Genomic DNA, 24,215 nt, shown 5'->3' with positions numbered 1-24,215 from the left:
TTAAGCCCCCGTTTTCAGGATTTTTAGTTTCGGAGAAATATTTTTGTGAAAAGAAAAACAAGCGGCTTATTTCCAAAGGCTATTTTGGCTTTGAGTATCGTCTCTATCGTGCCGGTGGTATTGATTGCCTGGCACGTTTTGCGCGTGGATAGCCGTGTATTGCAAACAGAAATATTGGATAAACAACGTACCGTAGCCAGACAAATTGCCTCTGTCATATCTGATGAAGTGAGCCGTTATGCCCGTTTTTTCTCCGTATTTACGGATTTGCATAATGACTTTGCCGGACATCATTTAATTAACCAAGAAGATATTGAATATTTAAGAAGAGAAAACCCTTCCATTTCGCACGTTTCCGTTTTAAATAGCAACGGGCGTCAGTTGTTTTATTCCAGTGATAAAGAAAATCTTTTTACCTATGCGCCGGAACTGGCTAATATTTTATATGAATGTGTCCAACAAGGAAAGGATTATTTGGGCTCCATTAACCGTACAAATGGACAGTTGTATGTGTCGATGGCGTTTCCTCTGCGAGAAAATTATCAATACAATCAAGTGACGGGGGTTATGCTGACCAAAATGAATTTGGAAAGCATGGGGCTGGCTTTGGAAAAGATTTACCCCAAAGATATGTTTGCCACTGTAGTGAGCGCAGATGGAAATGTTATTTCTTATTCCGGCGCCAAAAATGGTTTGGCCTTAGAGGCTAACAGCCGTTTACAAAGCCAAATGCGGGAGTTGGTGCAGGTTTTAAGAGATAAAGAAGGTGCTTCCGTCACGTTGCCGAATGGTCAGAAAATCCTGGTTAGTCAGGCCAAAGTGCCTCTTTTAAATTGGACCGTTTATGTGCAACAACCCGAAAATACTATTTCCAAATTATTTTTGGAAAGCACGTTTTATTCTATTTGGGATATGTTGGGCATTATTTTTATGATGGCTATATTTGTGATTTTGGTGGCTTATTTGGTTATTCGTCCTATCGTTCGCCCCGTAGAACGCTTGAAAGAAGTGGCCGTTAAATATGAAAGAGAAAGAGACTATGTGCCGACGGAGAAAGATTTGATTATTCCCAACAATGAAATTGGGGAATTGGAGCGTGTATTTTTGCATATGGCTGAAGTTTTGACGGAGCGCAGACATGTGATTATTCAGGCTCAAAAAGAGTTGGCTGTTATGAATAAGGATTTAGAGCAACGGGTGCAAGAAAGAACGGCCGAATTAAAAGCTGCTACAGATGAATTGGTGCGTAGTGAAAGATTGGCTGCCATTGGGCAGATGGCGTCTATTATCAGCCATGAAATTAGAAATCCGTTGGCGGTTATTAGCAATGCTACCCGTTTAATTAAGACGATACAATCTCCGACGGATCCCAAAATACTTAAGCAATTTTCTATTATTGAGGCTGAAATTAAACAGGCCAATAGTATTATCAGCGAAGTGTTAGGCTATGCCAGAAGCCGTGATTTAATGCTGAGTATGATTGATTTAAACAGTTATGTTCATGAAATAGTGGCCTCTTTTCCGGTAAATTGTGATGTTCGTATTACAGAAGAATTAGACCCTGAAAGTGCCCGTTTAAAAATAGATGCTGAAGAAATTAAACAAGCCATTCGCAATATAATTTCCAACGCTTGTGAAGCCTTGCAAGGATCCGGTCATGTGCGTGTAGGTACGCAAGTGGGAAAAAGAGCGGTTTGTATTTATGTGGAAGATGATGGACCGGGTATTGCAAAAGAAATTAAAGAAAAGATTTTTTCTCCGTTCTTTACTACTAAAGCGCGCGGTACCGGATTGGGGTTAGCTGTTGTGCAAAAAGCCATCAATCGCCACAAAGGAAAACTTTTTATTCATAGTATAGAAGGTCAGGGGACCTGCTTTGCTATGTATTTCAAAATTTATAAAAAAACTGGAGATACCAGATATGGATAAGCAAGTAAAAATTTTAGTGGTAGATGATGATAACAATTTGCGGGAAACGATGGCAGATTTGTTGGAAATTGAAGGCTACAAAGTCTATCAGGCCGGTAATGGGCAAGAATGTTTAGACTTGGTTAGTTCTGAATTTTTTAACATAATTTTGATGGATTATAATTTGCCCGATGAGACGGGCTTGGATTTAATTCGCAAAATACGCGGCTTTAACCAAGATAGCCAAATTTTAATGATTACGGCTTATGCTTCTTTAAATTCTATCATGGAAGCGATGAAAGAATCTGTATATGATTTTTTGATTAAACCGGTAGATTTTGATTATTTGAAACGCACGATTAATCGCGCTTTAGACAAATATTTTTTGGAACAGAGCAACAAAGAGTTATTGGCACAACTTAAATCTCGTAATGAAGATTTGGACAGGCTTAATAATATGAAGTCCAAATTTTTCTCCATTGTTTCGCACGATTTGTCTAATTCTTTGATGACACTTAAAATGAGCTTTGATATGCTTAAAAAGAAGATGATCCCAACGGAGGACCAATCCAAGAAAATGTCTTATATGGACGAAAGTATCGGACAAATAGAACATTTAATTAAAGACTTAGTGGACTGGGCTGCCATTGAAAAAGGGAAACTGCGCATAGAAAAAGCACCGTTTGAATTAACAGCCAGCATGAAAAAGACGGCCGAAATTTTTAAAGTCAAAGCAGGTAAGAGAAATATACAACTTACCTTTGAAAGTGCGGGGGCAATCCCTGTTTTGGCCGACGAGAAACGCATTCGCCAAGTTATTTCAAATCTTTTGGAAAATGCCGTCCGTCATACCCCAGATTATGGAAAAATAGAAGTAATCGTCAGCAAACTAGACGAAAAAAATGCTAAAGTGTCCGTAAAGGATTCTGGGGACGGTATTGAACCGGAGCAAGCACCGGCTTTATTTACCAGCTTTATGCAAGTAGGGGATAAAGCTCGCGTTGGTCGCTTGGGTTTGGGTTTGTCGATTGCCAAAGATATTATCGGAAATCACGGTGGTCGCATTTGGGCTGAAAGTCAGGGGGTAGGCTTAGGGGCCACATTTAATTTTACTTTGTCGGTAAACGGAAACTAATTTGAAAACTGTACGGGAGTTGACAAATGAATAAAAAGAAAAAAGTAAGGGTGCTCATTGCTGATGATCAAACACTTTTTCGCGAAGGGATTAAAGATGTATTAAGCAGCGAGAAGTGGATTGAGGTAGTGGGTGAAGCGGCTGATGGTTTGGAAGCGGTGGCCTTAGCCAAAAAATTGAAACCGGATGTGGTGTTGATGGATATTAAATTGCCGAAACAAGATGGCATCGCGGCTACGCGCCAAATTCGTCAATATACTTCCGAAGTAAACGTATTGATGCTTTCTTCCTTTGAAGATGAGGCTCATGTTTTAGATGCCATTCAGGCCGGAGCCAATGGCTATTTATCCAAAATGTTGCCTGCGGTGGAGTTGGTCAATTCCATTAAAACTTTCACGACGGAAGGATTAATGATCCCTCAGCAATTAATGGGTAAACTCTTGCATGGTCTTCGCCGTATGGGTGATGGCGGTATGCCCAGCCAAGCCACTTTGACCAAAACGGAAATTAAAGTGATGGATTTGTTGGGCAAAGGGCTGAGCAATAAAGAGTTAGCCAAAGAATTAGGTTGTAGTGTTAAAACCATTAAAAATCATTTAAACAGTGCCTTCCATAAATTAGGCGTCAGCAGCCGTACCGAAGCGGTGGTGAAAGCCATAGAGAAAGGATTAATTTCTTCGGAAGGTACTAAATTTACTGAGGACGAAGAATAAAACTATGCGCCGGTTAAAAGCAGTTTGTCGCCTTTTGCGCCGTCAACGGCGAGGGCAAGCCACCATTGAATATATGCTGATGTTAGGCAGCATATTGGTGGTTTTTTCTGCCTTTTTAACTGCTTTTCATAATGATATTGCGCGATGGTTTTTTATGTTTGTTGGGCAAATGTTAACGAAATAATATGTACCACTATATAAACCAAGTAAAAAGGACCGTACAGAGCCGTCGGGCACAGATTTTGTTGCCTGCGGTGATGCTTGCGCCTATTTTTATTTTGGTGGTCTACTTGCTGTTTGAAATGTCTAAGTTGTCTATGACTAAAGTTCGTCAGCAGTTTGCCTTAGATAGCGGTGCTTATTCACAGATGTCCAGTGCCAGCGGTTATTTGAATGCTTTGGCGCAGGTAAATGGCCCTCTCCCGTACAGGGTTATGAAAACCATGAACATTGTGGTTCCTCCCAAAGAATCAAGTACGGAACAAGATAAGCTGACCGTATTTGACGTGTTTTATACGGCCGGTGCTTTCCCGACGATTGGCCCTAACTATGAAAGAGGGGCCAATGGTGCTATTTCCAACCCGGCTCCCGCACCGCAATCTACCAACTGGGGTTTTAAATATTATGGGGATAAAAGGTCTGGCTGGTTGAAAGAAGACCCGGCGGACTCTCCTGATGAAGACGAACGCTATGTGTTGACTAATAAGTCTATCGCAGACAATTACTTTTTCGGAGCCTCCGGCATCGGTCTGACCACGATTAAAGAGTATGCCACCATTTTTGTGCGCACAGGGTCTATTTATCATTCTCAAACCTACTCTTATAAAGACACGATTAAGAACTCCCGTATGTTTCGTGAGAATTATTATTTAAACACGCGCGATTGCCGCCAAGTAGACTGTGGCAAACAGGCGGCTGCTACATTGGACCGGTTTGAGTTGGAGGCACCTGCTTTTGAAATTGATAAAACACGTTTTTATGTGACGGCAGATTATAAAGGCTCTACCATGCACTCCGGTTCCTATCCTGTGGATTTAAACATGACAGAGGCTATTAAGGCCAAACTTTTCCAATTTGCTTATTTGAATCCTGCCAGCCGCAACAAATTGCGCCGTTTAAAACGTGGTATTGTGTTAAAACAAAAATATACATTACCGCAAAACCGCTTTAATATTAATTTAACACAACGCTATACTCCGTATGTGCAAAATAGCGTGTCGGTTTCTTGTCCGCGCAGTAATAATAACTGTGTTTGGCCCAATCCGTTGCCCAAATATAGCGTAAAGGTGGGACTATGAGAAATATTTTTTCTTCGCGCAAAGGTCAAGCAACTACCGAGACGGTACTTCTGTTTCCGGTCTTGGTTATTTTTATTGTATTTATCATTAAAATTTTTGGTTTGTTGGTCTTGTCTCAAAAGATGGAAATTGCCGGTTTTTATGCTGCCCGTCGTTATCAGCTGCAATCTCACACTGCGGCATATTTAACGCGTTGGGACCGCCGATTCTTGCAAAAAGATATTAAGAAAAAAGTGGAGCATTATTTGGGTTTTAACAATCCCGGCATGGTGCGTTTTTTAAGTTTACGTTCTATGGATTTAAAGATAGACGTTTCCGGTACGTGGACCAAAGTGGTGCTTAAGGTAAAGACGGCTCCTCCGCGTATTAACTTTTTATGTAAGTATGACAAATTGCAACTTTGTAAAGGTGATATGAGTTGTTTAAAAGGGTTTGATTTTTTGTGTGAGACCGGCGGTGAAATTGAAGTGATTAAGTATGTAGGCCCGAACGAGCGCGTATTGCCGTACGTCCGGCCGGAAAACCGTTAGTTTTTGCGGTGCTGAAGGGGTTTGTAAAAAAGGCTTGACAAACCCTTTTAAACCGTTTATACTAATGGTAAGCGCTGGTATTGCGCGGAAGATTTAAACTCTGTGTTTGAGCGTAAAAATTTGTTTTTTACGGGTCAGCAAGAGTGAATTTTTATATATAAATAAGGGGTGAAGCCTATGTTTAACCTGTTTAATAAAGGTTCCAAAGTAAGAGCAGGCAACCAAAAAAATCAAGAAGAAAAGAAAAAAGCCGTTGCTGCGGGCTCTTCTACAACCCATGCTCTCCGTCAGAATAATCTGTTGGGTGAAGCATGGAAGAAATTACAAAAGATGGACCGCAAACAAGCCTATACTTGGGGCGCGGTGGCGGTGGTATCTTTAGTGGCGCTGATCAGCATTGCCTCTGTGGGTGGGCCGGAAGCGGAAGATTTTAACAATTTTGAAACGCGCGGTTATGACTTGGCCAATATGCCCTTTTCCACCGATGAGGCGGAGCAATACCTTTTGGCCTCTAAATATCCGGACTTGAACGACAAAGGCCACGCCGGTTTGTATAGCAAATCTGAAAAAGAGGCCCGCCAAGCCGAAGATGCCGCCCAAGCAGAGCAAGCCAAGCTGGACGCTTCTGCTTCGTCCACTGCTTCGCAGTATCGTCCCGGTCGGTATGGGGGTGGAAGCGCAGGCGGTGCGGCCAGCCCTACGCAGGTGGGCAGTTTGAGTTCTGCCAATCTCAAAAGTGCAAGCGGCTCCGGTATGAAAAGCACCTTCGGCCCGCAGGGGGACTTTTCTAACTTCCGCACTCAAGAAAAAGGAAGCGATAAATTCCTTCCCAAAGGTCCCGGTAAAGGTGATGCTCGTAAGGCCCTGTTTCAAACGGCCCAAGCCAGCAGAGCGGCTGCCAACCTCAAAAATGACAAACTACTCAATGCCAAAAAAGCCATGATGGGCGGTAATGTGCAGGGCAGTGATGCTTTTATGGAAGATGGTAAAATTAACTTAGATAATTTAAAAGGCTTAGAATTAGATACCAATGCCCCGATGGAAAGTGCCGACTTAAGCGGTTTAGATGATGCTGTAGGCGACGCCAATACTGAAGCCGCCGAAAAACAACATGAAGAAGAAGAAAAGGAATGGTGGGAAGAAGTTGTGATTGATGTCTGCAAAAAATTAGCGGAAGGATTGATCAATATGGGCATGAATGCGGCGCAAAATGCTATGAATGATGCAAAAATGGAACGGGCAGGTAAAGAGGCTGGTTGGCAGGATTGGCAGGCAGAGCATGCGCCAGAAGTGCCGGTTTTAGAAACGGGTAAAAATTGGGAAACACAAAAAGTGTACGGTCAAGGAGGGATAGAATCTTTTGCTGAAAGAACGGGTGGCAATTATGATGCCTCTAAGAGACAAATAGTATATGATGATGGTAAGCATTTAAATGTTTCCGCAGCCGGTGAAGATGGTACATATACTTTAAGCAAACCTGCGGAAAATGCACCGGAGGTAAAAGTGTCAAAAAAAGATGCGCGCATCATCAGAGAAGAAGGATTTAAAGATTTGGATCAGAATAAATATGGTGGTGCCGGTATGTTTAATGCGCAAGCAGCCGGCCGAAGAGCAAGATTTGGATCGATTTCTCAACGAGCAAATAGTAGTACAACGTCAACTTTGGAAGTGAAAGGAAGAAAGGTATACGGTAATTATAGCGATAATGGAAACATTTTTAAAGATGCTTACGGGAATATATGGAAAAGGGGAGAAGATAACGAGTGGAAAAAACAATAAAGGAGCAAGGTTATGAATATCATTAAAAAAATATTGATGACTCGTACAGGTAAGGTGGCCTTATCCGGTATGCAGACTTTAGGCCTTGCTACCGGTATAGCGGTGGCAGGTGTGGGCGGATATTTTGCGCTTACCTCTCAGCAAGATATCAATCCGGATACTGTTTTTTCTTCTTATGATGAAGGAGACATCGTTTATGTAGCAGGTCATAGTGCCGCCGGCCGTTATGCCGGTGTCAGCACACCGCCTGTGGAAGGGGGGGAAGTTAAATCCGGTTTTCAGGCCACGCTTTCACACGGTTTGCGCATGATGAACGAAGAAAATGCAAAACCTGTGCTCTTAGATGTGGAGAGACAGGAGCAAGATTTGGTGGCTTATAAAATGGACGGTGAAACGGCCGGGTTAGGTGTGGCAGTGGGCCAACAGGGTACTCCGTCTATCAATACCAAAGGCGGAAATGATATGGCCGCCATTCAGGCGCAAATTGCCGCTTTGCAGGCCAATGTTCAAGCCCAACAACAGGCCGCCGCAGCCGCTGCTGCAAGTGCAGAAGGCGCTACCCCTGCCCCTGCCGACGGAGCCAATGGTGGCGATGGAGACGGAAAACCGTCCTTTGGCGCGCGCAATAGAGACTGGGGTAAAAATCCGCTTTTAAATGTGGGTGGCGGGCATGATTTGGGTGCCGACGGTTTAAGTGGAAGTACTTATTCCGGCCCGAACTCATCTCCTACAGTAGAGGGGACCACGATTAAGCCCTCTTTATCTCCTGCCTCCGGTCCGATTGATACCCCGCTCTATGCAGGGGGAGACCGTTGGAGACGCGGTGGCAAAGTGCAGGGAATGGAGTTGGACTCCCTGACCGCCATGACCAAACAATCGGCTGATATTGCCAACAGAGGCGGTGATGCCAGTGATATATTTATGTCCGGTGAAGGATACGGCCCGGCAGGTATTACTTTAAGCGCTGGCTCAAAAGTAAATACCGGTGGTGGCGGTGGATCTGTAGATTTGACGGGCGGAGATTCTTTTGTAGCCGGTATCGGCGCGAAGACGGCTGACTTTCAGCAAGAAGCAGAAAGCTATGCCGATGCGCGTAAAGCCTTAGTTAAAGAACTGAACAAATTTGTTCGGGACTGTACCGGAATCTCTTTTACGAGTTTTTTGGGCTATATATTGGCAAGAAATTTACGCAATAAAATGAAAGCTAAAATTGAAGCCTTTGAGGCCCGTTGGAACGTGAAACCTGCCAAAGGAGAAAGCGGTGCCCATTATGCTACGGATCAATATTGGAAAAAAGCCAAGCATGTTATGAATTGGGTGTATGGAGTAATCGGGGGCGGCCCCGTTGCGGTATTGATTGCTTGGGCAGCTGCGTCTGCCAAAGAGTTTGGCAGAAAGTTAGAAAAAGATGAAGGTGCTATTGAAAACGGTGGGGTAGTGCATACCCGTTCAGGTGAGGTAGCAAGAGATTCTTTGAGATTGAGAGAAAATTCTCGGAAGTAGATGTGCAGTAAAGAGTTGTTGTCAGTATTTGTAAATATTTTAATTAATGAGGTCGGAGGGACTTATGAAAGTCTTAGAACTTTTAAAAAGCAAAATCGGTGCTATCAGTAAAGCCGGCTTGTTTGCAGTCAGTTTAACAGGCGGTATGGTGGCATTAAACGTGTATAATTACGCGTCGGATAGACCGGCAGCCTTACAACCGGAAGTTCGTTCTTTAAGCCAGATTATTTCTTCCGGTGGGGAGTTGCCAAGAGAATATTCCGGCATTAATTTAGACGCTCGCGGTGTGGAGTTTGCCTCTGCTGAGGAGCGCGCCCTTCAAGAAGGGGCCTTATTAGCCAGCTTTGACGGAGGAGAAGCACAGGTACAAGCCTTAGAGGGTATTGACCCCATTAACGTGCAAGGCACTGTTTTTAGCGGTGGGGAAGCCGGACTTGGTTTTAATCAAGGTGCGGTGGAAGTGGGCCCCAACGGTAGCGGTGCCGGCGCAGGCGGTAGCGGTAATAATGGCGGTAGCGGTGGGGATGCCGTAGAGGCCGCCAATAAAACCATTATCAATAAGTTAGGCGAGGCCGGTGTAAACAACGGCGGCTTAAAACGTGCCTCTATTGCTACTGTAAATGCAGGCGGGGCTTCGTCTTTTTCTCCGTACGGTAATGCAGGTGTTAGCCCCAGTGGCACTCCTTCTGCTACACCGGTGGGTCCGTCTTCTATTTCCGGTATACCCAGCTTAGAAGGTACGACCTTAGTTCACGCGCCTGCCAGTTTAAGAGGAGCCACCGGCTCGGGTTTTGTCGCTCCGAATAGAAATGTAAATTACAGAGGCGGTATCAATAGCCCAATGGGGCGTGATTTGAAAAATATTGCGGTGCAGTCTTCCAAAGTGGCGGCCGCCCGTCATAAACAAACAAACTCCCATGCGCAAGTGTTTATGGCTTCTTCTCAACAAGGCTTAGGTACGCATGCGGTAGGTGATGATGTAGGTGCCGGAGATAGCGGCGTAGGTGCGGCGGAAGATTTTGAAGAAGATCTAAAAAACAAAGAGGGTAATTTAGGTGCCAAAATTGACGAAATAGACACCACCGAACAAGAACGTAAAGACCATCGTACTCGTTTGCAAAAGCAGATGGTTAGTTTATTGTTTACCACGTTTTTGGGTATGATGACTATTGCAACGATGAAAAGTAATAAGCCTTGGGGACTTGTGGTAGCTATTGCGGTCACTGCGTTATTGGCGGGTCTTATCGGTTTATTTGTTGCAGATTGTGCTGTATATATTGACAAATACAAAGAGGGCTCAGGCTGGGCAATTGCCGGTATAGCAATGGCAGCCGTGTTTGCGACTGGTGTAGTTTTTGCATGGGTTAGTAAAGCTGTGACAACATGGTTTAATAATATTGCCACAGGAGCATTATCTACCAATATGGGCGTGTCTTTGCTTGCGGGAGCTGTTTTAGGTACTCTAGGTCCCGGTATGTCTATCACTAATGCCATTGAAGAAGGAAAGATGTTGTTTGGTGATGATGATAAATCCGGACTGAAAAATGGGTGAGGTGCGCTATGTCAAAAGTAGATAGCAGACTAAAAACCATATTTTCTGTAGCTTTTGCGTGGGTGATTATTATCTTGCTGGTAGTGGGCTACTTGCACCTTTCGGCCCAGCATCGCCAAGCCCAACGGGAATTGATTTATATCAAGGCTCTCAATCAGGTTGCTCAAGAGCGCAGAGCGCGTCAGCAAGAGTATGACAAAAGGCGCAAAGAAGCGCAACTGCGCAGAGAGTACAATCAAGGACAAGTGGTGGGGACTGTATCTCTTTCCAACTAAGAGTCCTTGCAGGAGTTTATAAATGAATATTCGAAAAATATGGAGCAATAGAACAGGTGCTATTCGTAAGACCGGCCTGCTGGGTGCAGTAGTGCTTGGTGGTTGGGCGGCATTGGGCGTTTATAATTATGCCACCGATCCGGCAGATTCTATGCCTGAAAAGGTAAAGTCTTTAAGCCAAATTATACGTTCCGGTGAAAATTTACCTAGCGAATATTCTTCTATACACATTAATAATCAAGGGGCAAATTTGGCTTTCGCTGAGGAGCAATATCCCTTCGCGAAGGCCGAGTTGGCCCAATTAGACGAATCGGAAGAGGCAGTTTCTTCTTTGACGATAGATGCCGAACAAACTGAAGGAACGGTATTTAGCGGCGGAGAGGCCGGCCTTGGGTTAAATCAAGGTGCGACGGAAATCGGCCCGAACGGAAAAGATGCTGACGGCGCTTCCTCTGTTAATGGGGTCGGTGTGGGTGATGCCGTTTCTGCGGCTCATCAAACCGTTGTTAATAAATTGGGTGAGGACAGAGGCAGTTTGCCTCGCGCTTCCATGCCAAAAGTAAATGCGGAGGGATCTTCTTCCTCTTTTGCTCCCTATGGAAATGTGCCTAATTCGCGCGCGGAGCAAGTCAATTCTGCCATGCTAGGTCCCCAATCTATTTCTACCGGATTTGAAAAAAGAAAAACGAACCTGCCTCGTTTGGCAAGTTTAAATGAAAATCCGTCAGCTGACTCTTCAGCCAAACAGGTGCGCTGGCAAGGGGGATCAAACAGTCGCGCAGGAAACAGTTTGCGCGGCATAGCGGTGCAGTCTGCCAAAGTGGCCGCCGCTAGCAGCAAGCAGGCGAACTCTCATTCGCAGGTATTTATGAGTGAGGACCAACGCGCTTTGGGTATGCAGATGTTGGGGGATTCTTTGGATACGTCAGAATGGGCCGTAGGGGCGGAAGATTTTGAAAATAAATTAAATAATACGGAAAGAAATCTCAATACAGCCATTGATGAATTGGATACCACGGAAGAAGAAAGAAAAGAACACAGAAGCCGTTTGGCGAAAAATATGTTTTTCTTGATGGCAGGTACAGTGGCGGCTGGATTAACAATTAATTCTTTAATGAAAGGGGATACTACCAGTAAAGTAATGGCTTTTGTTTTGGGGGCGGCTATGTTGGCGCTTATCGGTTTTTACATAGCAGATTGTTGGCAATACATAGACAAGTATAAAGAGGAACAGGGTTGGGCCATTGCCGGTATTGTGATGGGTGCATTGATGGTGGCGGCGATTGTGATCAGTTATTTTGATTTTTCCAAACAATCTGATAAATTGGCTTCCGCGGCAACCGATAAAATGGGTACAAAAACCAATGCGACGGATTTGAACGGAAAATCGGGCGGTAAAAAATTCGGTCAAGATATGCTTAATTCTTTAAAACAATATGCCTCAGAAAAAGGGATAGATGCCGGTTTTTCTTCCGCCGAAGAAGTGTTAACTAACAACGATAAAGGCAAAGATTGAAAGGGGCGATTATGAAAGTACTTTTTCAAGTGGTATCAGTCCTTTTGTTTATTGCAAGTACCGTTTTATATTTTTATTTTAATGCCCAACACCGCCAAGCACAACGGGAATTGATTTATAAAAAAGCAGTCCAAGAGGTGCAACGCGTGCGCAAGGAACGTTTGCAAGCTCATGAAAGAAGAGTTCAAGAAGCGCAACTGCGCCGCGAATATAACCAAGGACAAGTGGTGGGGGCTGTATCTCTTTCCAACTAAGAGTTTTTACAGGAGTTTGAAATGAAAACGGAAAAACAAGTGCCTCCGGCACTTTCGGAAACAGCAGTTCCTACGCCACAAGCAAATCAGGCTCAGCCTGTTTTGCCCAATGCGCAAGAAACGGCCGTTAAATCAACCCAAGAAAAACGCTTTGACAGAAAAAAGTGGTTGATGCTTTTGGCACTTGTTTTTTTCTTGTTTTCCATTATATTTATAGTACCGGTAGGTTCTTTGCCGGGATTACGCAATTTAGCTTGGTGGATGGGATTTTCAGCGCAGCAAACCCAGTCTATGAGTTTTGGACGTGCACTCTTGACGTGGGCTGGCGAGGGAACCCGACTTTTGTCGTCTAAACGCAACACTGAGCAAGAAATTTCGCTCTTTGACAGAAAAAATGCGCAAGCCTACAAACTTGGCAGTTATTCAACAGGTTTGTTTGATGTAGATGCCGTTAATGCAGAACGCAGAAAGCGCGGTTTGGGTGCGGAAGGTTTGTCCGGTGTTTATACCGGTCTGGCTGAAAGAGACGGCGCCTTAAACCGCAAGGTCAATGACTTTAGCCAAGAAGCACGCCAAAATGAGGCAGCCAAAAACATGCAAGAAGTTTATTTTGGCGCAGATGCCAACTTGATGGCCCGCTCGGCTCAAACGGCCTCTATGCGTAAAGGTGTGTTGGACGCTGCCAAACTGTTGCCCAAAGGGGCGGTGGTCGGTTCTATTTCACCGGATTGGTTTGCTTTGGCTGTGGATAAAGCCGCCAAACTCAGCAATGAACAGTTAGACCAAGCCATCGGCGTAAGCACAACGGTTGCTCCGCTGAGCAGTTTAAACGCACAGGTTAAAAGCAATAGCAAACCCCAGCGTGACTTGGCGCAAATATGGTTGATGAGTAAGGCGTCCAATCGGGCCAAGCAACTGATGCTTAAAAAACAGCTTGCCGCTGCCGGATATATAGGCATGGAAATGCCCAAAAAAGTTTATGATTCGTTGGGTCTGAGCAGTGGTGTGATGATGGGCGGAGAAGATTTGGTAAAAGATTTGGAAGACGTACAAATGCAACTTTTAAAAGAAGAACAATGCCGCACCATCGGCGCAGAAGCCAACGGCGTGATGATGGAAAAGATGGAGCAATCTATCAACTTGGTCAACACTATTACCACCACCGTACCCAGAACGTGTGATGCCGATGTAGCAGGCTGGAGCCAATCTTTAAGTGAAGTAAGCAGCAATTGTAATACGGTGAAAAATACCATCAAAACGATGAGCGAAAATTGTGGCAGTGTAAAGTTAAGCAAAGAAGGCACCTGCACCACTGAAAGATTAAATACCTATGCAAACGATTTTACGCAAAGTTGTCAGGCTTTGACAGTGGCGCAAGCGGAATATGATAGTGCCTTAGATGCTTATAACAAAGCCAAAGCAGAATATGATGCCGCCGTTGCCTCTGCACCGGAGGGCACATCGGTAGATGACAGCGCATTAAAAGCCGCCGAGCAGAAATTGAAAGATAGCGAAAAAAAGAAAGACCAAGCCGAAGATAAAGTGGACGATGTAAAAGACGGCTTGAAAGATAGTGAAGTTTTTGATACATTTAATATAAGTAGCGGTGCCCAACAAGGGGGGAGCGGAGATTTCTTCCCTGAGTTTGGAGATAAGATGTCGCTATAAAGATTTGCAGTTGTGTAGTACTCGGCCTTAACGTGTCCAAGCGGCCGTTAAGACCCAAGCAGTACCCGAAGATATTTTTCGGGAAGATATACCTCAATGGAGGCTGTTATGGCTGAAAATAAGAAGGATTCCTTCACTTTTAGCGATAAGATTAAGAACAGCAAGCCTGCTTTTAATCCGTTCTCTAAACGTGTTTCCTCTAAAGTCGGCAACAATGGCAAGCCCAAAAAGACGTTGTTTGAGCGCACCCGTCGGGACGCGCCGTTCTTTGTGGCTGCTGCAGCGGCATTGCTGATGTTGCCTTTCTTGTATAAATACAGCGGCTCGGTGGAAGATGGCGCAATCATCACTCCGGGTACCGATTCTGTGTTTGAACCGGATCGTTCCGGTTTTGACCCCAGTATAGAAGACCCCTCCGCCCAGATTGCTCAGCTTTCTGTGCGTGATCCTTTGAGTTTAATCAAAGGGTGGGGCGATCCGGAGCCGGCCCCCTCTATGGGCAGCTACGATAGAGACGGTTTGGACGATACTTACACTCCGCCCACTCCGCGCTCCTCTTATAGAGATAATTACCGCTCTCAGAGACCGTCCAGCACCAGAGCTTCTTTCCAAAGAAGTACCCCCGCACCTACTAAGGTAAACCCCTTAGGTTCTGCTTCTATGAACTTTCGTGGCGGTGGCGGCGGTTTCGGTCGTTTTGGCGGTGCGAACTTAAAGACGGCGGCAAAAGTATCTTCTGCTCCTGCTCCTAAAGCAGGTGTGAAGCCTGTTTCTTTGCAGCCGCTGCGCTCTGCCGGTAATCCGTCTCGCTCTTATTTTGGTCAAGGCTCTGCCGCTCAGGCCAGAGCTTCCCGCGATGCTATGGGCAAAGCCAATGCTTTGCAAGCGTTAAACGACGCCATGTATGACCCCTTGAAAGCCAACCAAGCCCCGTTAGGCGGTCTTGGCGGTGGTGATTTTGTGGGTGGTGCCGGCGCCGGCAAGTGGGACCCGCACTCTGAGTACAAAGGCATTACTCCGTGGTGGTGGGACATGATGAAACAACAAGAAATGGAAAAATGGAAATGGGAATATTTCCTGTGGAGAAAAGGTTTGGTAGAGCCTTTAATCAAAGGCTTGGCCGATATGACCTTGAAATTTGTAGATCCGTTCCTCTCTTGTTTAATCACCGCTACGGATGACTGGTCTATGGGTTCTATGGGTGGAAGATCTGCCAGTGGCGGAGCTCCGGGAAAATGTAATCTCTATGACGGAGACACGGGTTATACGATGGCAGAATGGTGTGAAAAATTCAAAAACAATTCTTCTCATGCTAGCCACTATGCAGAAACTTGTGCAAGTGAAGAAAATTTTAAAAGTGCTTGTATAACGGGTAAAATCGGTGGGGCGAGTGTAGAACAAGCAAAAAATAATGATAATGAAGTAGATGCTAACACTTGGGACGAACCTGCTCCTGCTACCGGCAAATTGTCTTGGTTCGGCAATAGACGAAAATGTCTGACCGGATATGCCGGCAAGATGGAAACTGCCTTTACCGGCACTGACACTCAAGTGTTGGAGGCTTACAACTGTGAGCAGATGGCCAACCATACTTTCGTTCTGAAACCCGGTGCCAAATATTCTGAAGATGAAGGTTATGATGAAGCCTTCCACATCGTCATCGCCAAGAACGTTCAAATTAACGGCAAAAGGCTTTGTGAAGCTGAAAAAATAGATGCCGGTTTTAGTGTTGTTGGTTTAGATTCGGGTGACGCTGGGAAAGGTGCTGCAAGCGTAAAAAAATCTGACGCTAAAGTCATGCACACATCCAAAGATAATGCTACGAATGATCATTTCAGAGTGCAAAATGGTCAAAAGGGCATGTATAACACCAGATTGTCGGAGCACAAATATGCGAATGAATGTGTAATTTATTTGGCGGAAGGCAAGACCTTTAACCATGATAATTACAAGTTCTTGCTTGAGGAAGCTCAGAAATCTGTTGTCGTTGATGAAACCGATAAAAATTTACATAGAGGTGTCGGTAGTAGTAATGGTTCGGTCTATTCCACTACCACGGTCAAAAACCCCAAAGGTGTAAACTGGAATGACCAGCAAATAGGACAGTTTAAAGATAAGCTTATTCCTGTGGCCATTGAAGGTTATGTAATGAAGAAGAATCCTTTTGACGGCATGCGTAAGATGCGTAAAGCATTGCCTATGATGTACAAGGACTTCATTGCTAACTACATCGAAGGTCAAGACGGCGATTCAGCACTTTGTGATTGGACTGACTTTAACATCACGGCCAAAAATATTGTCAACTTAAGAGACATTCATGCAGTGTTGGCTTACGATCCTGAAGTATATGGAAATAAGCCAGAAGAAAAAATTACTGTAACAGTAGAAATTGTGGGAGACGGCTTAACCCCCCCCATTCAGGTTGCTGCGGCTAGAACCCACTCTACTGAAGAAGATAATGGAGCAGGTGCCTCTGTATTTAGAGCTCCGTTAAATCAAGCTCAGTTGGATGCTTTAACAGCTTATTTTGCCGATGCCACTGCAGAAGCTCCTAAAACAATAGTCGCTAAGTGGTTGGCAAAAGAAAAAGATCAAGAGTCCAGAGATACGGCTGAGTACAGCTCCACCATCCCTAACGTGGAAATGACTGATGTGCCGCCCGGAATTAATCCGACAGATCCGGAAACTTTGACGGATAAAACGAAACCGTACTTGTTGTTATCAAGAGAAGTTTCGGCTATTTCTACCGAGTTGGAAGGTCACCGTATTTTAAATGTACAAAGCGGTAGATTTGAAGTCCAAAAGGCGGATGCAGCGAAGTTGTTCCCTAACTTGTCCGATGATAGCAAAGATAGCAAACAGCGTTTGAATTCTGCCCGTTTGGATACGCGTAGTTCTAATAAGGCTGCTGAGTTTATGACTGATGTAGTAAACGGATTCAATGCCTTGGATGCGGGAAAGAGAAAAGGGACTTTTATGTTTGACTCCTATAATGAAGGAATCTTCTTGGCAGAGTTTGTAGATGCTATGTATATTGCTAAGAGTGTACTTCAAAAGACTGAGGTCCCCAGAGCTGCCGTTTGTACTATGGTGCGCGGTGTTGCTTTGAGCTCTGAAGATACGCAAGGAAAAGCTGCCGGATTGGAAATGACCAATACCTTCGGTGCGGCTGCTATCTATATTGGTTTGGATTCTGCTTATTACCCGAACCAATATGTGAAAAAAGGTAACAATATGGTTGTAGATCCGCGTTTTTCTGGAGATCCGTATCATTGGGGCAACTATGTTTCCTGCACTAATGGTGGTGTGTACAGCAGCGTTAAAGAGCAAATAGAAGCTGTAAAGGTTAGAGGACAATACCCCTTAGCCAGTATGGTTAATGGAAAAATTAACCACATTAAGGTGGAAGGATTAAGCTGTTCTCCGGCTACAATAGTGGATGATAATCGCAGAACATATGTAGAAACTTACAATGATATATTGTTTGCTAATGAAGGAAAATGCGATCAGCTGATCGGAAATATGCCTATCCAAGATGCTTTAGATTATGTTACTAGAGTTGCGGAATTAGGATTAAATTACAAACCTAGGGCAGTTGCTTCTAGTGGTAATGGCAGTGATCCCGGAGGATCAAACGGAAGCTCTCAAAGAGGTGGGGTTAGCCGTACATAAACAAAAGTATTTAAAACCCCGAGGCGAAAGCCTCGGGGTTTTTTGTGGAGAAAATTTAGGGTGAAAAGTAAATTTTACTCTTTTTCTTTTCCTCATTCTAACCTTTCTTTTCTTTTGTCACTTCTTGCAATATTGCTACAATACTATAGATGAGGGTTTTTGTTTTTATTTTTATTTTTTTCTTTACGGCTCAACAGGGGTGGGGGTTTTTCCCTTTCAACTTTGGCAAAGAAGAAGTAAAGACGGACTATTCCCAAACCGTCTGGGACCGCATTATGTTGGAGCAGTCCGTATCTGACATGCGCCGCGGCATGGGAGAGATGAGTAGCGCACAATATCGTCAGGCCGCCAACTCTTTTGCCAAAGCCATTATCAAAAATCCGCAAGAGGCCTTGCCGCATTTTCTCTACGGATCTGCTTTGTATTGGAGCGGTAATGTGGACGGTGCGATGACCGAATACCGCGAGGGCCTGCGCCTAGACCCTCAAAGCCCGATGGGCCATCAACTTTTGGGCATTGCGTGGGGGTGGAAAGGCGAGATAGAAAAAGCGCAAGAACATTTTTTAAAAGCCTACCACTTAGACCCTGCCAAAGCAGATACGCACATGAATTTAGGATCTACCTATGCCGCTCAAAAGAATTTTGAAAAAGCATTAGACCATTTCCGTCAAGCGGTGGAATTGGCCCCCCGTATGGCTTTGTATCAGTATCAATTGGGCAATTTATATGATTTTATGGGGCGTGACGATCAGGCCGAAACCGCCTATAAAAAAGCATTAAAACTATTCTTTAAGTATGAAGATGCACAACTGGCCTTAGGTGCCTTGTATGAAAAAAGAAAAGATTATACAAATGCTTTGAAATATTATAAAAAGGCCGTCAAAACCAAAGAGGGGGATTTTGTGGCCCGCTTGCGCTACGGATATCTGTTGCTTCGGCAAGGCCAAAAGCAAGCCGCGCGTGAAGTGCTGGAGGGGGCATTTTCCATTGTGCGTTTTAAGGCGGACGGGTTAGCCCTCAATGCCGTTTATCGTGCCAGCGGTCGTAATAGCCAAACCTTTCAAGAGCAAATTGAAAAGTTTAAAGAAAGTCTTTTAAAAGTACCCGCAGGGAAAGATATTCAAGTGGAAGTGGCTTTGGATTTTGTGCCTCCGGCTTCACCGCAAAAAGAAACAAATCAAAGTAAATTTGCAGAGCAGTATCAAGCGTTGCGCGGTAAAAATCAAATAGTTGCTGACGGGCTGAGCCCTATTTCTTTTAAGCGCAGTTTCTCTCTGCCTGCCGGTGAACAAGCCAGCCGCGAACAACAAGTGCAAGAACTGGTGGAGGAACTTGCCCGCGCAGTGGCAGCAGGCTCTGATAAATATGACGTGAATATGGCCTTGCAGGGGCGCACGTTGGATTATCGCTCCCCGTCTGCCCTTAGCCAACATCGCACCGCACCGCCCAAAGCGGTGTATGACCCGCGCATTGTAGGTAATGATATGGGTTTGTGGGTTATGGGCAAAAGTTGGGTGCGCTATGTAGAGGAAATAGAACCCGATTTGCAAGAAGATGTGCAGACCCAAAAAGAAGCGGAATATTTGCTTTTGCAAGGTCTTGCGGGTCTTGTGTCCGGTCAAATATCGCTGGCAGAGCGTGCATTTGATGCCGCACAACAAATCAATTTGCAAGACCCCTTGCCACTTTTAGGGCTGGGCACCGCTGCCGTAATAGCGGGCGATGATATGCACGCCAAAGAGTATTACCGGCAGGCTTTAGCGGCGGACCCCGAAAATAAAACCGCTAAAAAGAATTTGAAAGTGTTGGAGGAAGAATGAGAAAATACGGGCAACATTTTTTAATCAGTCAGACGGTGATTGAAGGTATTGTGGCGGCTGTAAAAAAAGATGCACAAAACGTAGTGGAAATAGGACCCGGTAAAGGGGCGTTGACACAATATTTGGTGGAGAAAAATTTCCCTCAATTTCATGCGGTGGAAATTGACCCCGAGATGAAAAATTATTTGCAACAGCACTTCCCCGCTTTGCAAGGGCGCGTCATTCTACAAAATTTTTTGAAGTTTGATTTGAATCTTTTACCGCAAGAGCCTACTTTTTTTGTGAGTAATCTGCCCTATATTGATGCGGCGGAAATTTTGGACAAAGTATTAAATTGGTCCTTTTTTGACGGTGCCGTATTTATGTTTCAAAAAGAGCAGGCCCAACGTATTTTGGCCAAAACAGGCGCGGAAGGATATGGCCCCTTAAGTATTTTGAGTCAGGTGCGTAGTGAGCCAAAACAATATTTAAAGGTGGGAAAGGCTTGCTTTAATCCGCCGCCTAAAGTAGAAAGTATGGTGCTGACTTTTGAGAAAAAAGAGTGGCCTTTTGCCAATGTCGGAGAATATAAAAAATTTGCCAAGTTGGTGAAAGCAGCCTTTTTGCATAGACGGAAAACTTTGTTTAATTCTCTCTTGTTGTGCGGATATGAAAAAGCCCGCGTGGAAAATGCTTTGAGTGTGTTGTCGTTGAGCCCCACCGTACGTGCTGAGGAAGTGACGGTAGATCAATTTTTGAAGTTAAATGAGAGGTGCTAATCCGGCTTTGACTTCTAAAATTTGCTCTTGAGCGATGAATGGTTTTACTTCGCTTAAATTTAAATACTCCGCCGCCGATGCCACCAGTGCGGCGGTGCTTTTTTCTTGCGCATTGCAGTGCCGCCCTACCGCTAACAAGGCCTCCAGCGGAATAAGGCCCACCAACTCACTGCCTGTAATTTGAACTCCCAAATTTTGTGCTTGAAGTTGCGCTTGTTGATACACGATGTGCAAAGGAGCAGAGATAAAATCGATAATATTGCAGGATACTTGCGCGCGGGCAAAGTTTTCCATGTACCAACCGATGGCTTTTAAACCTTTTATGCCACCACCGCTTTGGCGAATGCGCGCAGCGATTTGGCGCGCGGGGGCCGGGTCTTGCGTGTTGAGGTTGATGTTAAATGCAATCAAAAAATTGCGCGCACCCATTACGCAGGCTCCTGTTTTGGCTACGGATTCAGTAAAGACGGAAGGACCAAAATCGGGCGGTAAAATCTTTAATTTGTTGGGCAAAGATTCATATTCTCCTCGTCGGATAAAGGCTAGGTTTCTGCGTTCGGCGTTGCAGGCGGCGGCTTCGTAGAGATAGATAGGCAAGGCTATTTGATCAGAAATTTGACGGGCTATCTGCTTTGCCAAATCTGCACACTCCTGCAGGGAAATGTTTTGAAGCGGCACCAAAGGGCAAACGTCCACAGCGCCCAAACGCGGATGAGCCCCCTGTTGCGTGCGCATATCTATCAAGTCACAAGCGCGCAAGATAAATAAAGGCAATGCTTTTTGCATGGCCTCAGGTGAGCCGATGAAAGTAAAAACGGTGCGATTGGCAGACGGGTTGGAGTCTATGCCCAGCAGAGTAATACCTTTTATGCTGCGCAGTACTTCTTCCAACTCGTGTAAGACGAAAGGGTTTTTTCCTTCGGATACATTGGGTACAGCCTCTAAAAGTTTCATATCTTAACTATAGCAAAAAGATTTCATAAAATCTCATGTGAAAAGAAAAAAGTTTTGCTATAATAACTATAGATACTTATTAAGTTTAGGTATCCGAAATAATTAATACAAGGAAGTAAATAGTAAAATGGCAAACGGAAAAGTGAAGTGGTTTAACGACCAAAAAGGTTATGGTTTCATTACGCCCGAAGATGGTTCTAAAGATCTCTTTGTGCATTACCAAGAAATTCAGGGCGATGGTTTCAAAACCTTAGCCGAAGGCCAAGAAGTAGAATTCGAAATTGTCGAATCCGAAAAAGGCCCGAAAGCTGTGAAAGTCGTTAAAAAATAACTTTTTATTTTTTTAGACTTTACGAAAACCCGCTCTTTAGGGAGCGGGTTTTTTGATAAATGGAGAAAGCATTGAAACGGAAAACTTTTGAGCAAGCATCTTTAGGTGAGTTGTGGTTTTTGTCCTATCCGCTGATTGTGACGATGGCTGCGCAGGTAGTCATGCAATTTGTGGATCGGATGTTTTTGTCTTGGTACTCGCATGATGCGTTGGCGGCCTGTGTGCCTGCCGGTGTGCTGGCAATGACGTTTGGGGCGTTGTTTATGGGGCTGGCCAGCTACACCAGTGTTTTTATCTCTCAGTATTACGCTCAAAAAAAATATGCTTCAGTATCTATTTCTCTTTGGCAGGGGATTTTGCTGGCGTTTATTTCTGCTTTGATTTTGGCTTCTCTGACTCCGCTGGGGGGATGGATTATTCGTTTGTTTGCGCATAGTCCAACGGTGACAGAGTTGGAACTGAAATACTTTTTTATTTTAAACTTGTTTGGCGGTTTTGCCGTTATTAACAATGCTTTAGCCAGTTTTTTTAGCGGACGCGGGCAAACCAAAGTGCCGATGTGGGTGACTTTATTTGGCAACCTGATAAATATCGCTTTGGATTATGTAATGATTTTTGGAAAAATGGGATTTGCTGAAATGGGCGTGGTCGGTGCGGCATGGGCAACAGTGTTGGGTAGTGTTTCTATGACATTGATATTTGCAGGGCTTATTTTTGCCGGACGTGTGCGGAAAAGGTTTAAAATTGCCAAATTGGCAGGCTTTTATAAACCGGTATTTTCAAGATTATTGAGATTCGGTTTACCAAATGGTTTTGGTTTTTTAATGGACATTATGTCTTTTACATTGTTTACGTTTATGGTGGGCAATATTGATGTAATATCCCTGCAAGCCAGCAATATCGTCATGTCCATGCAACCGATGGTGGTTACGGTCATTTTGGGGCTGGGTATCGGGATTCAGATTTTGGTGAGTAAATATCAAGGAATAAACCGCTCTGACCTGTCAGTGAAAGTAGTCAAAAATGCCTGTAAGTTGGGTTATGCTTATGCCGGTGCGGTAGGGGTGTTGTTCTTTTTTATGGCCCAACCTTTAGTAGATCTTTTTGTGCCGCCAAATTCCATTGATGCGGCGGCCATCTCCGCTAAGACGTATCCCTTGATGAAGTTGGTAAGTGCTTTTGTTTTATTTGATGCAACCTATTTAATTTTTGGAGAGGCTATACGTGGGGCGGGGGATACCAAGTTCTTTATGAAAATAATGCTTTTTTGCGCGTGGGGCTTGATGATACCGGGTGCTTGGTGGATTATTTATAAACTGCAGGGTAGTGTATTTATGGTCTGGAGTTGGTTGACCTTTTATACGACATTGACGGCGGTGATAATGTTGGCTAGATTTTTACAAGGGAAGTGGAAAAGTATAAAAATTACGGCCGGTTAATAACGGCTTTTACAGTTGTTGGTCTTTGCATACACCGCGTAAAACTTTATGTTTTATGCGGTGTTACTTTGTACGGCTTTTTCAATTACTTGTCTTTGGAGCAAACGATTTTTCATTTTTGGGTTTCTGTTTTTTAGGGTCATTGCCGAGTGTTTTAGTCGGCAATCTTCCGCTGCTTTGTCTTTTGTTTAATAGGGAAAAACCTTAATTAAATAACGGCCGAGATCCCCGACTACATTCCTTGGTGATGAGGGCAGTGGCTAGCACGGCTTTTGCCGTTGAAGGCCAATCTTGCAAACGCAGTCAAAATACCTGCTTTTTAGGGGAAACTGTTTTGTGTGTTTGAGTGAAATTTCACGAGTTTACAAAACAGCCTGAAAAGCAGGTATTTTGGTTTGTCTGATTGGCTAGACTTTTTGGTTACTTTTTGGGCAATGCCAAAAAGTAACACTCTCCCCATCGGGGAAAAAGAAAAGACTTGACTTGTTTTTTTTTTTTGATACAATTTCGGGGTCGTAGACAGACTGCAGACTTAAAGGCTGTTTGTTTAGTCTTTAAGCCATATAAAAGGAGAGAAAAATGAAAAAAGGTTTTACTTTGATAGAACTGTTGGTAGTGGTTTTAATTATCGGCATTTTATCTGCCGTGGCTTTGCCGCAGTATACTAAAGCGGTGAGAAAGGCTAGAATTAGTGAGGCGCGTGTTATTTTGCGTGCTTTGGCTAATGCGGAAGATTTATATATTTTAGAACATGGTGAATCCGGTTGGACATCATGGGAAGAATTAAGTATTGAAACTCCGACGGAATCCAAAAATTGGACATTTCATCAAGAAGAGTGTATTACGGGAAGTAACGGAAAAATAGGTTGTGGAGTATATGCCGAGCCAAAGTGGGAAAGAGGATATTCTATAGAATATTGGAGTTATAATTATGATGGAGGAGACAGTATTGTATCAGGAAAATACTATTGTAATTCTTGGACGGATGAAGACGAAAAAATCTGTAAGTCTTTAGGAATTTATGAAGAGGATTCTAGCCGTTATTTATTAAACTAATTCTTCTTTATAAAAAAACCCCCGCGTTAGGCGGGGGTTTTTAGTTTAAACTTT

Annotated in this window: 20 protein-coding genes; 19 read left to right on the top strand and 1 reads right to left on the bottom strand. The window is 44.2% G+C overall.

All coding sequences use genetic code 11. The features are described from left to right. Positions 1–45: 45 nt before the first annotated feature. The 16 genes from IKL48_06225 (at position 46) to rsmA (ending at position 20,381) form a co-directional block, all read left to right on the top strand. Entirely contained in the window at positions 46–1,929 is a 1,884-nt protein-coding gene (locus IKL48_06225; protein ID MBR3604247.1) for a hypothetical protein, read from the top strand. Further along, positions 1,922–3,043, top strand: a complete 1,122-nt coding sequence (locus tag IKL48_06220; protein MBR3604246.1) for a response regulator — start codon at positions 1,922–1,924, stop codon at positions 3,041–3,043. The genes IKL48_06225 and IKL48_06220 overlap by 8 nt, the downstream gene beginning before the upstream one ends. Before the next feature lie 26 nt (positions 3,044–3,069). Continuing rightward, positions 3,070–3,756 (top strand): response regulator transcription factor, encoded by a 687-nt coding sequence (locus IKL48_06215; GenBank protein ID MBR3604245.1) that lies wholly within the window; start codon positions 3,070–3,072, stop codon positions 3,754–3,756. A gap of 4 nt (positions 3,757–3,760) precedes the next feature. Continuing rightward, positions 3,761–3,940: a hypothetical protein gene (locus IKL48_06210; protein MBR3604244.1), complete on the top strand. Its 180-nt coding sequence runs from the start codon at positions 3,761–3,763 to the stop codon at positions 3,938–3,940. Position 3,941: 1 nt separating this feature from the next. Continuing rightward, on the top strand, positions 3,942–5,054 hold the full coding sequence (locus tag IKL48_06205) for a hypothetical protein (protein ID MBR3604243.1): 1,113 nt from the start codon (positions 3,942–3,944) through the stop codon (positions 5,052–5,054). Next, on the top strand, positions 5,051–5,584 hold the full coding sequence (locus tag IKL48_06200; GenBank protein ID MBR3604242.1) for a hypothetical protein: 534 nt from the start codon (positions 5,051–5,053) through the stop codon (positions 5,582–5,584). The genes IKL48_06205 and IKL48_06200 overlap by 4 nt, the downstream gene beginning before the upstream one ends. Positions 5,585–5,761: 177 nt before the next feature. Beyond that, complete coding sequence (locus IKL48_06195; protein MBR3604241.1) at positions 5,762–7,363, top strand: hypothetical protein; 1,602 nt, start codon at positions 5,762–5,764, stop codon at positions 7,361–7,363. 12 nt (positions 7,364–7,375) lie between these two features. Next, positions 7,376–8,866 carry a hypothetical protein gene (locus IKL48_06190; protein MBR3604240.1) on the top strand — a complete coding sequence of 497 codons (1,491 nt, stop codon included), beginning with the start codon at positions 7,376–7,378 and terminating at the stop codon, positions 8,864–8,866. Between the two features lie 64 nt (positions 8,867–8,930). After that, positions 8,931–10,418, top strand: a complete 1,488-nt coding sequence (locus IKL48_06185) for a hypothetical protein (protein ID MBR3604239.1) — start codon at positions 8,931–8,933, stop codon at positions 10,416–10,418. An 8-nt stretch (positions 10,419–10,426) separates the two neighbouring features. After that, the gene (locus tag IKL48_06180; GenBank protein ID MBR3604238.1) at positions 10,427–10,693 is read left to right on the top strand and encodes a hypothetical protein; all 267 of its coding nucleotides are present in this window, start codon (positions 10,427–10,429) and stop codon (positions 10,691–10,693) included. Positions 10,694–10,715: 22 nt separating this feature from the next. After that, entirely contained in the window at positions 10,716–12,209 is a 1,494-nt protein-coding gene (locus IKL48_06175) for a hypothetical protein (GenBank protein ID MBR3604237.1), read from the top strand. 11 nt (positions 12,210–12,220) lie between these two features. Then, positions 12,221–12,463 (top strand): hypothetical protein, encoded by a 243-nt coding sequence (locus tag IKL48_06170; protein MBR3604236.1) that lies wholly within the window; start codon positions 12,221–12,223, stop codon positions 12,461–12,463. Between the two features lie 21 nt (positions 12,464–12,484). Beyond that, the gene (locus IKL48_06165) at positions 12,485–14,131 is read left to right on the top strand and encodes a hypothetical protein (GenBank protein MBR3604235.1); all 1,647 of its coding nucleotides are present in this window, start codon (positions 12,485–12,487) and stop codon (positions 14,129–14,131) included. Between the two features lie 108 nt (positions 14,132–14,239). Then, positions 14,240–17,803, top strand: a complete 3,564-nt coding sequence (locus tag IKL48_06160) for a hypothetical protein (GenBank protein ID MBR3604234.1) — start codon at positions 14,240–14,242, stop codon at positions 17,801–17,803. 149 nt (positions 17,804–17,952) lie between these two features. Next, positions 17,953–19,623 carry a tetratricopeptide repeat protein gene (locus tag IKL48_06155; protein ID MBR3604233.1) on the top strand — a complete coding sequence of 557 codons (1,671 nt, stop codon included), beginning with the start codon at positions 17,953–17,955 and terminating at the stop codon, positions 19,621–19,623. Beyond that, positions 19,620–20,381, top strand: a complete 762-nt coding sequence (gene rsmA / locus IKL48_06150; GenBank protein MBR3604232.1) for a ribosomal RNA small subunit methyltransferase A — start codon at positions 19,620–19,622, stop codon at positions 20,379–20,381. Before IKL48_06155 ends, rsmA begins: the two co-directional genes overlap by 4 nt. On the opposite strand, the gene ftcD is transcribed toward rsmA, so the two are convergent. Beyond that, on the bottom strand, positions 20,364–21,335 hold the full coding sequence (ftcD, locus tag IKL48_06145) for a glutamate formimidoyltransferase (protein MBR3604231.1): 972 nt from the start codon (positions 21,333–21,335) through the stop codon (positions 20,364–20,366). The genes rsmA and ftcD overlap by 18 nt on opposite strands. 127 nt (positions 21,336–21,462) lie before the next feature. Here ftcD and IKL48_06140 point away from each other — a divergent pair, with 127 nt between their 5' ends. The 3 genes from IKL48_06140 to IKL48_06130 all read left to right on the top strand — a co-directional run bounded on the left by IKL48_06140 (position 21,463) and on the right by IKL48_06130 (position 24,161). Then, positions 21,463–21,666, top strand: coding sequence for a cold-shock protein (locus IKL48_06140; GenBank protein ID MBR3604230.1), 204 nt, complete (start codon positions 21,463–21,465; stop codon positions 21,664–21,666). 71 nt (positions 21,667–21,737) lie between these two features. Further along, entirely contained in the window at positions 21,738–23,105 is a 1,368-nt protein-coding gene (locus IKL48_06135) for an MATE family efflux transporter (GenBank protein ID MBR3604229.1), read from the top strand. A gap of 579 nt (positions 23,106–23,684) precedes the next feature. Beyond that, positions 23,685–24,161, top strand: a complete 477-nt coding sequence (locus IKL48_06130) for a prepilin-type N-terminal cleavage/methylation domain-containing protein (GenBank protein ID MBR3604228.1) — start codon at positions 23,685–23,687, stop codon at positions 24,159–24,161. Positions 24,162–24,215 lie beyond the last annotated feature (54 nt).

The organism is Elusimicrobiaceae bacterium (assembly GCA_017520185.1).
Taxonomy (GTDB): domain Bacteria; phylum Elusimicrobiota; class Elusimicrobia; order Elusimicrobiales; family Elusimicrobiaceae; genus Avelusimicrobium.
Note: the sequence above shows the minus strand (reverse complement) of the source record. Positions and strands in the feature narration are given on the sequence as shown.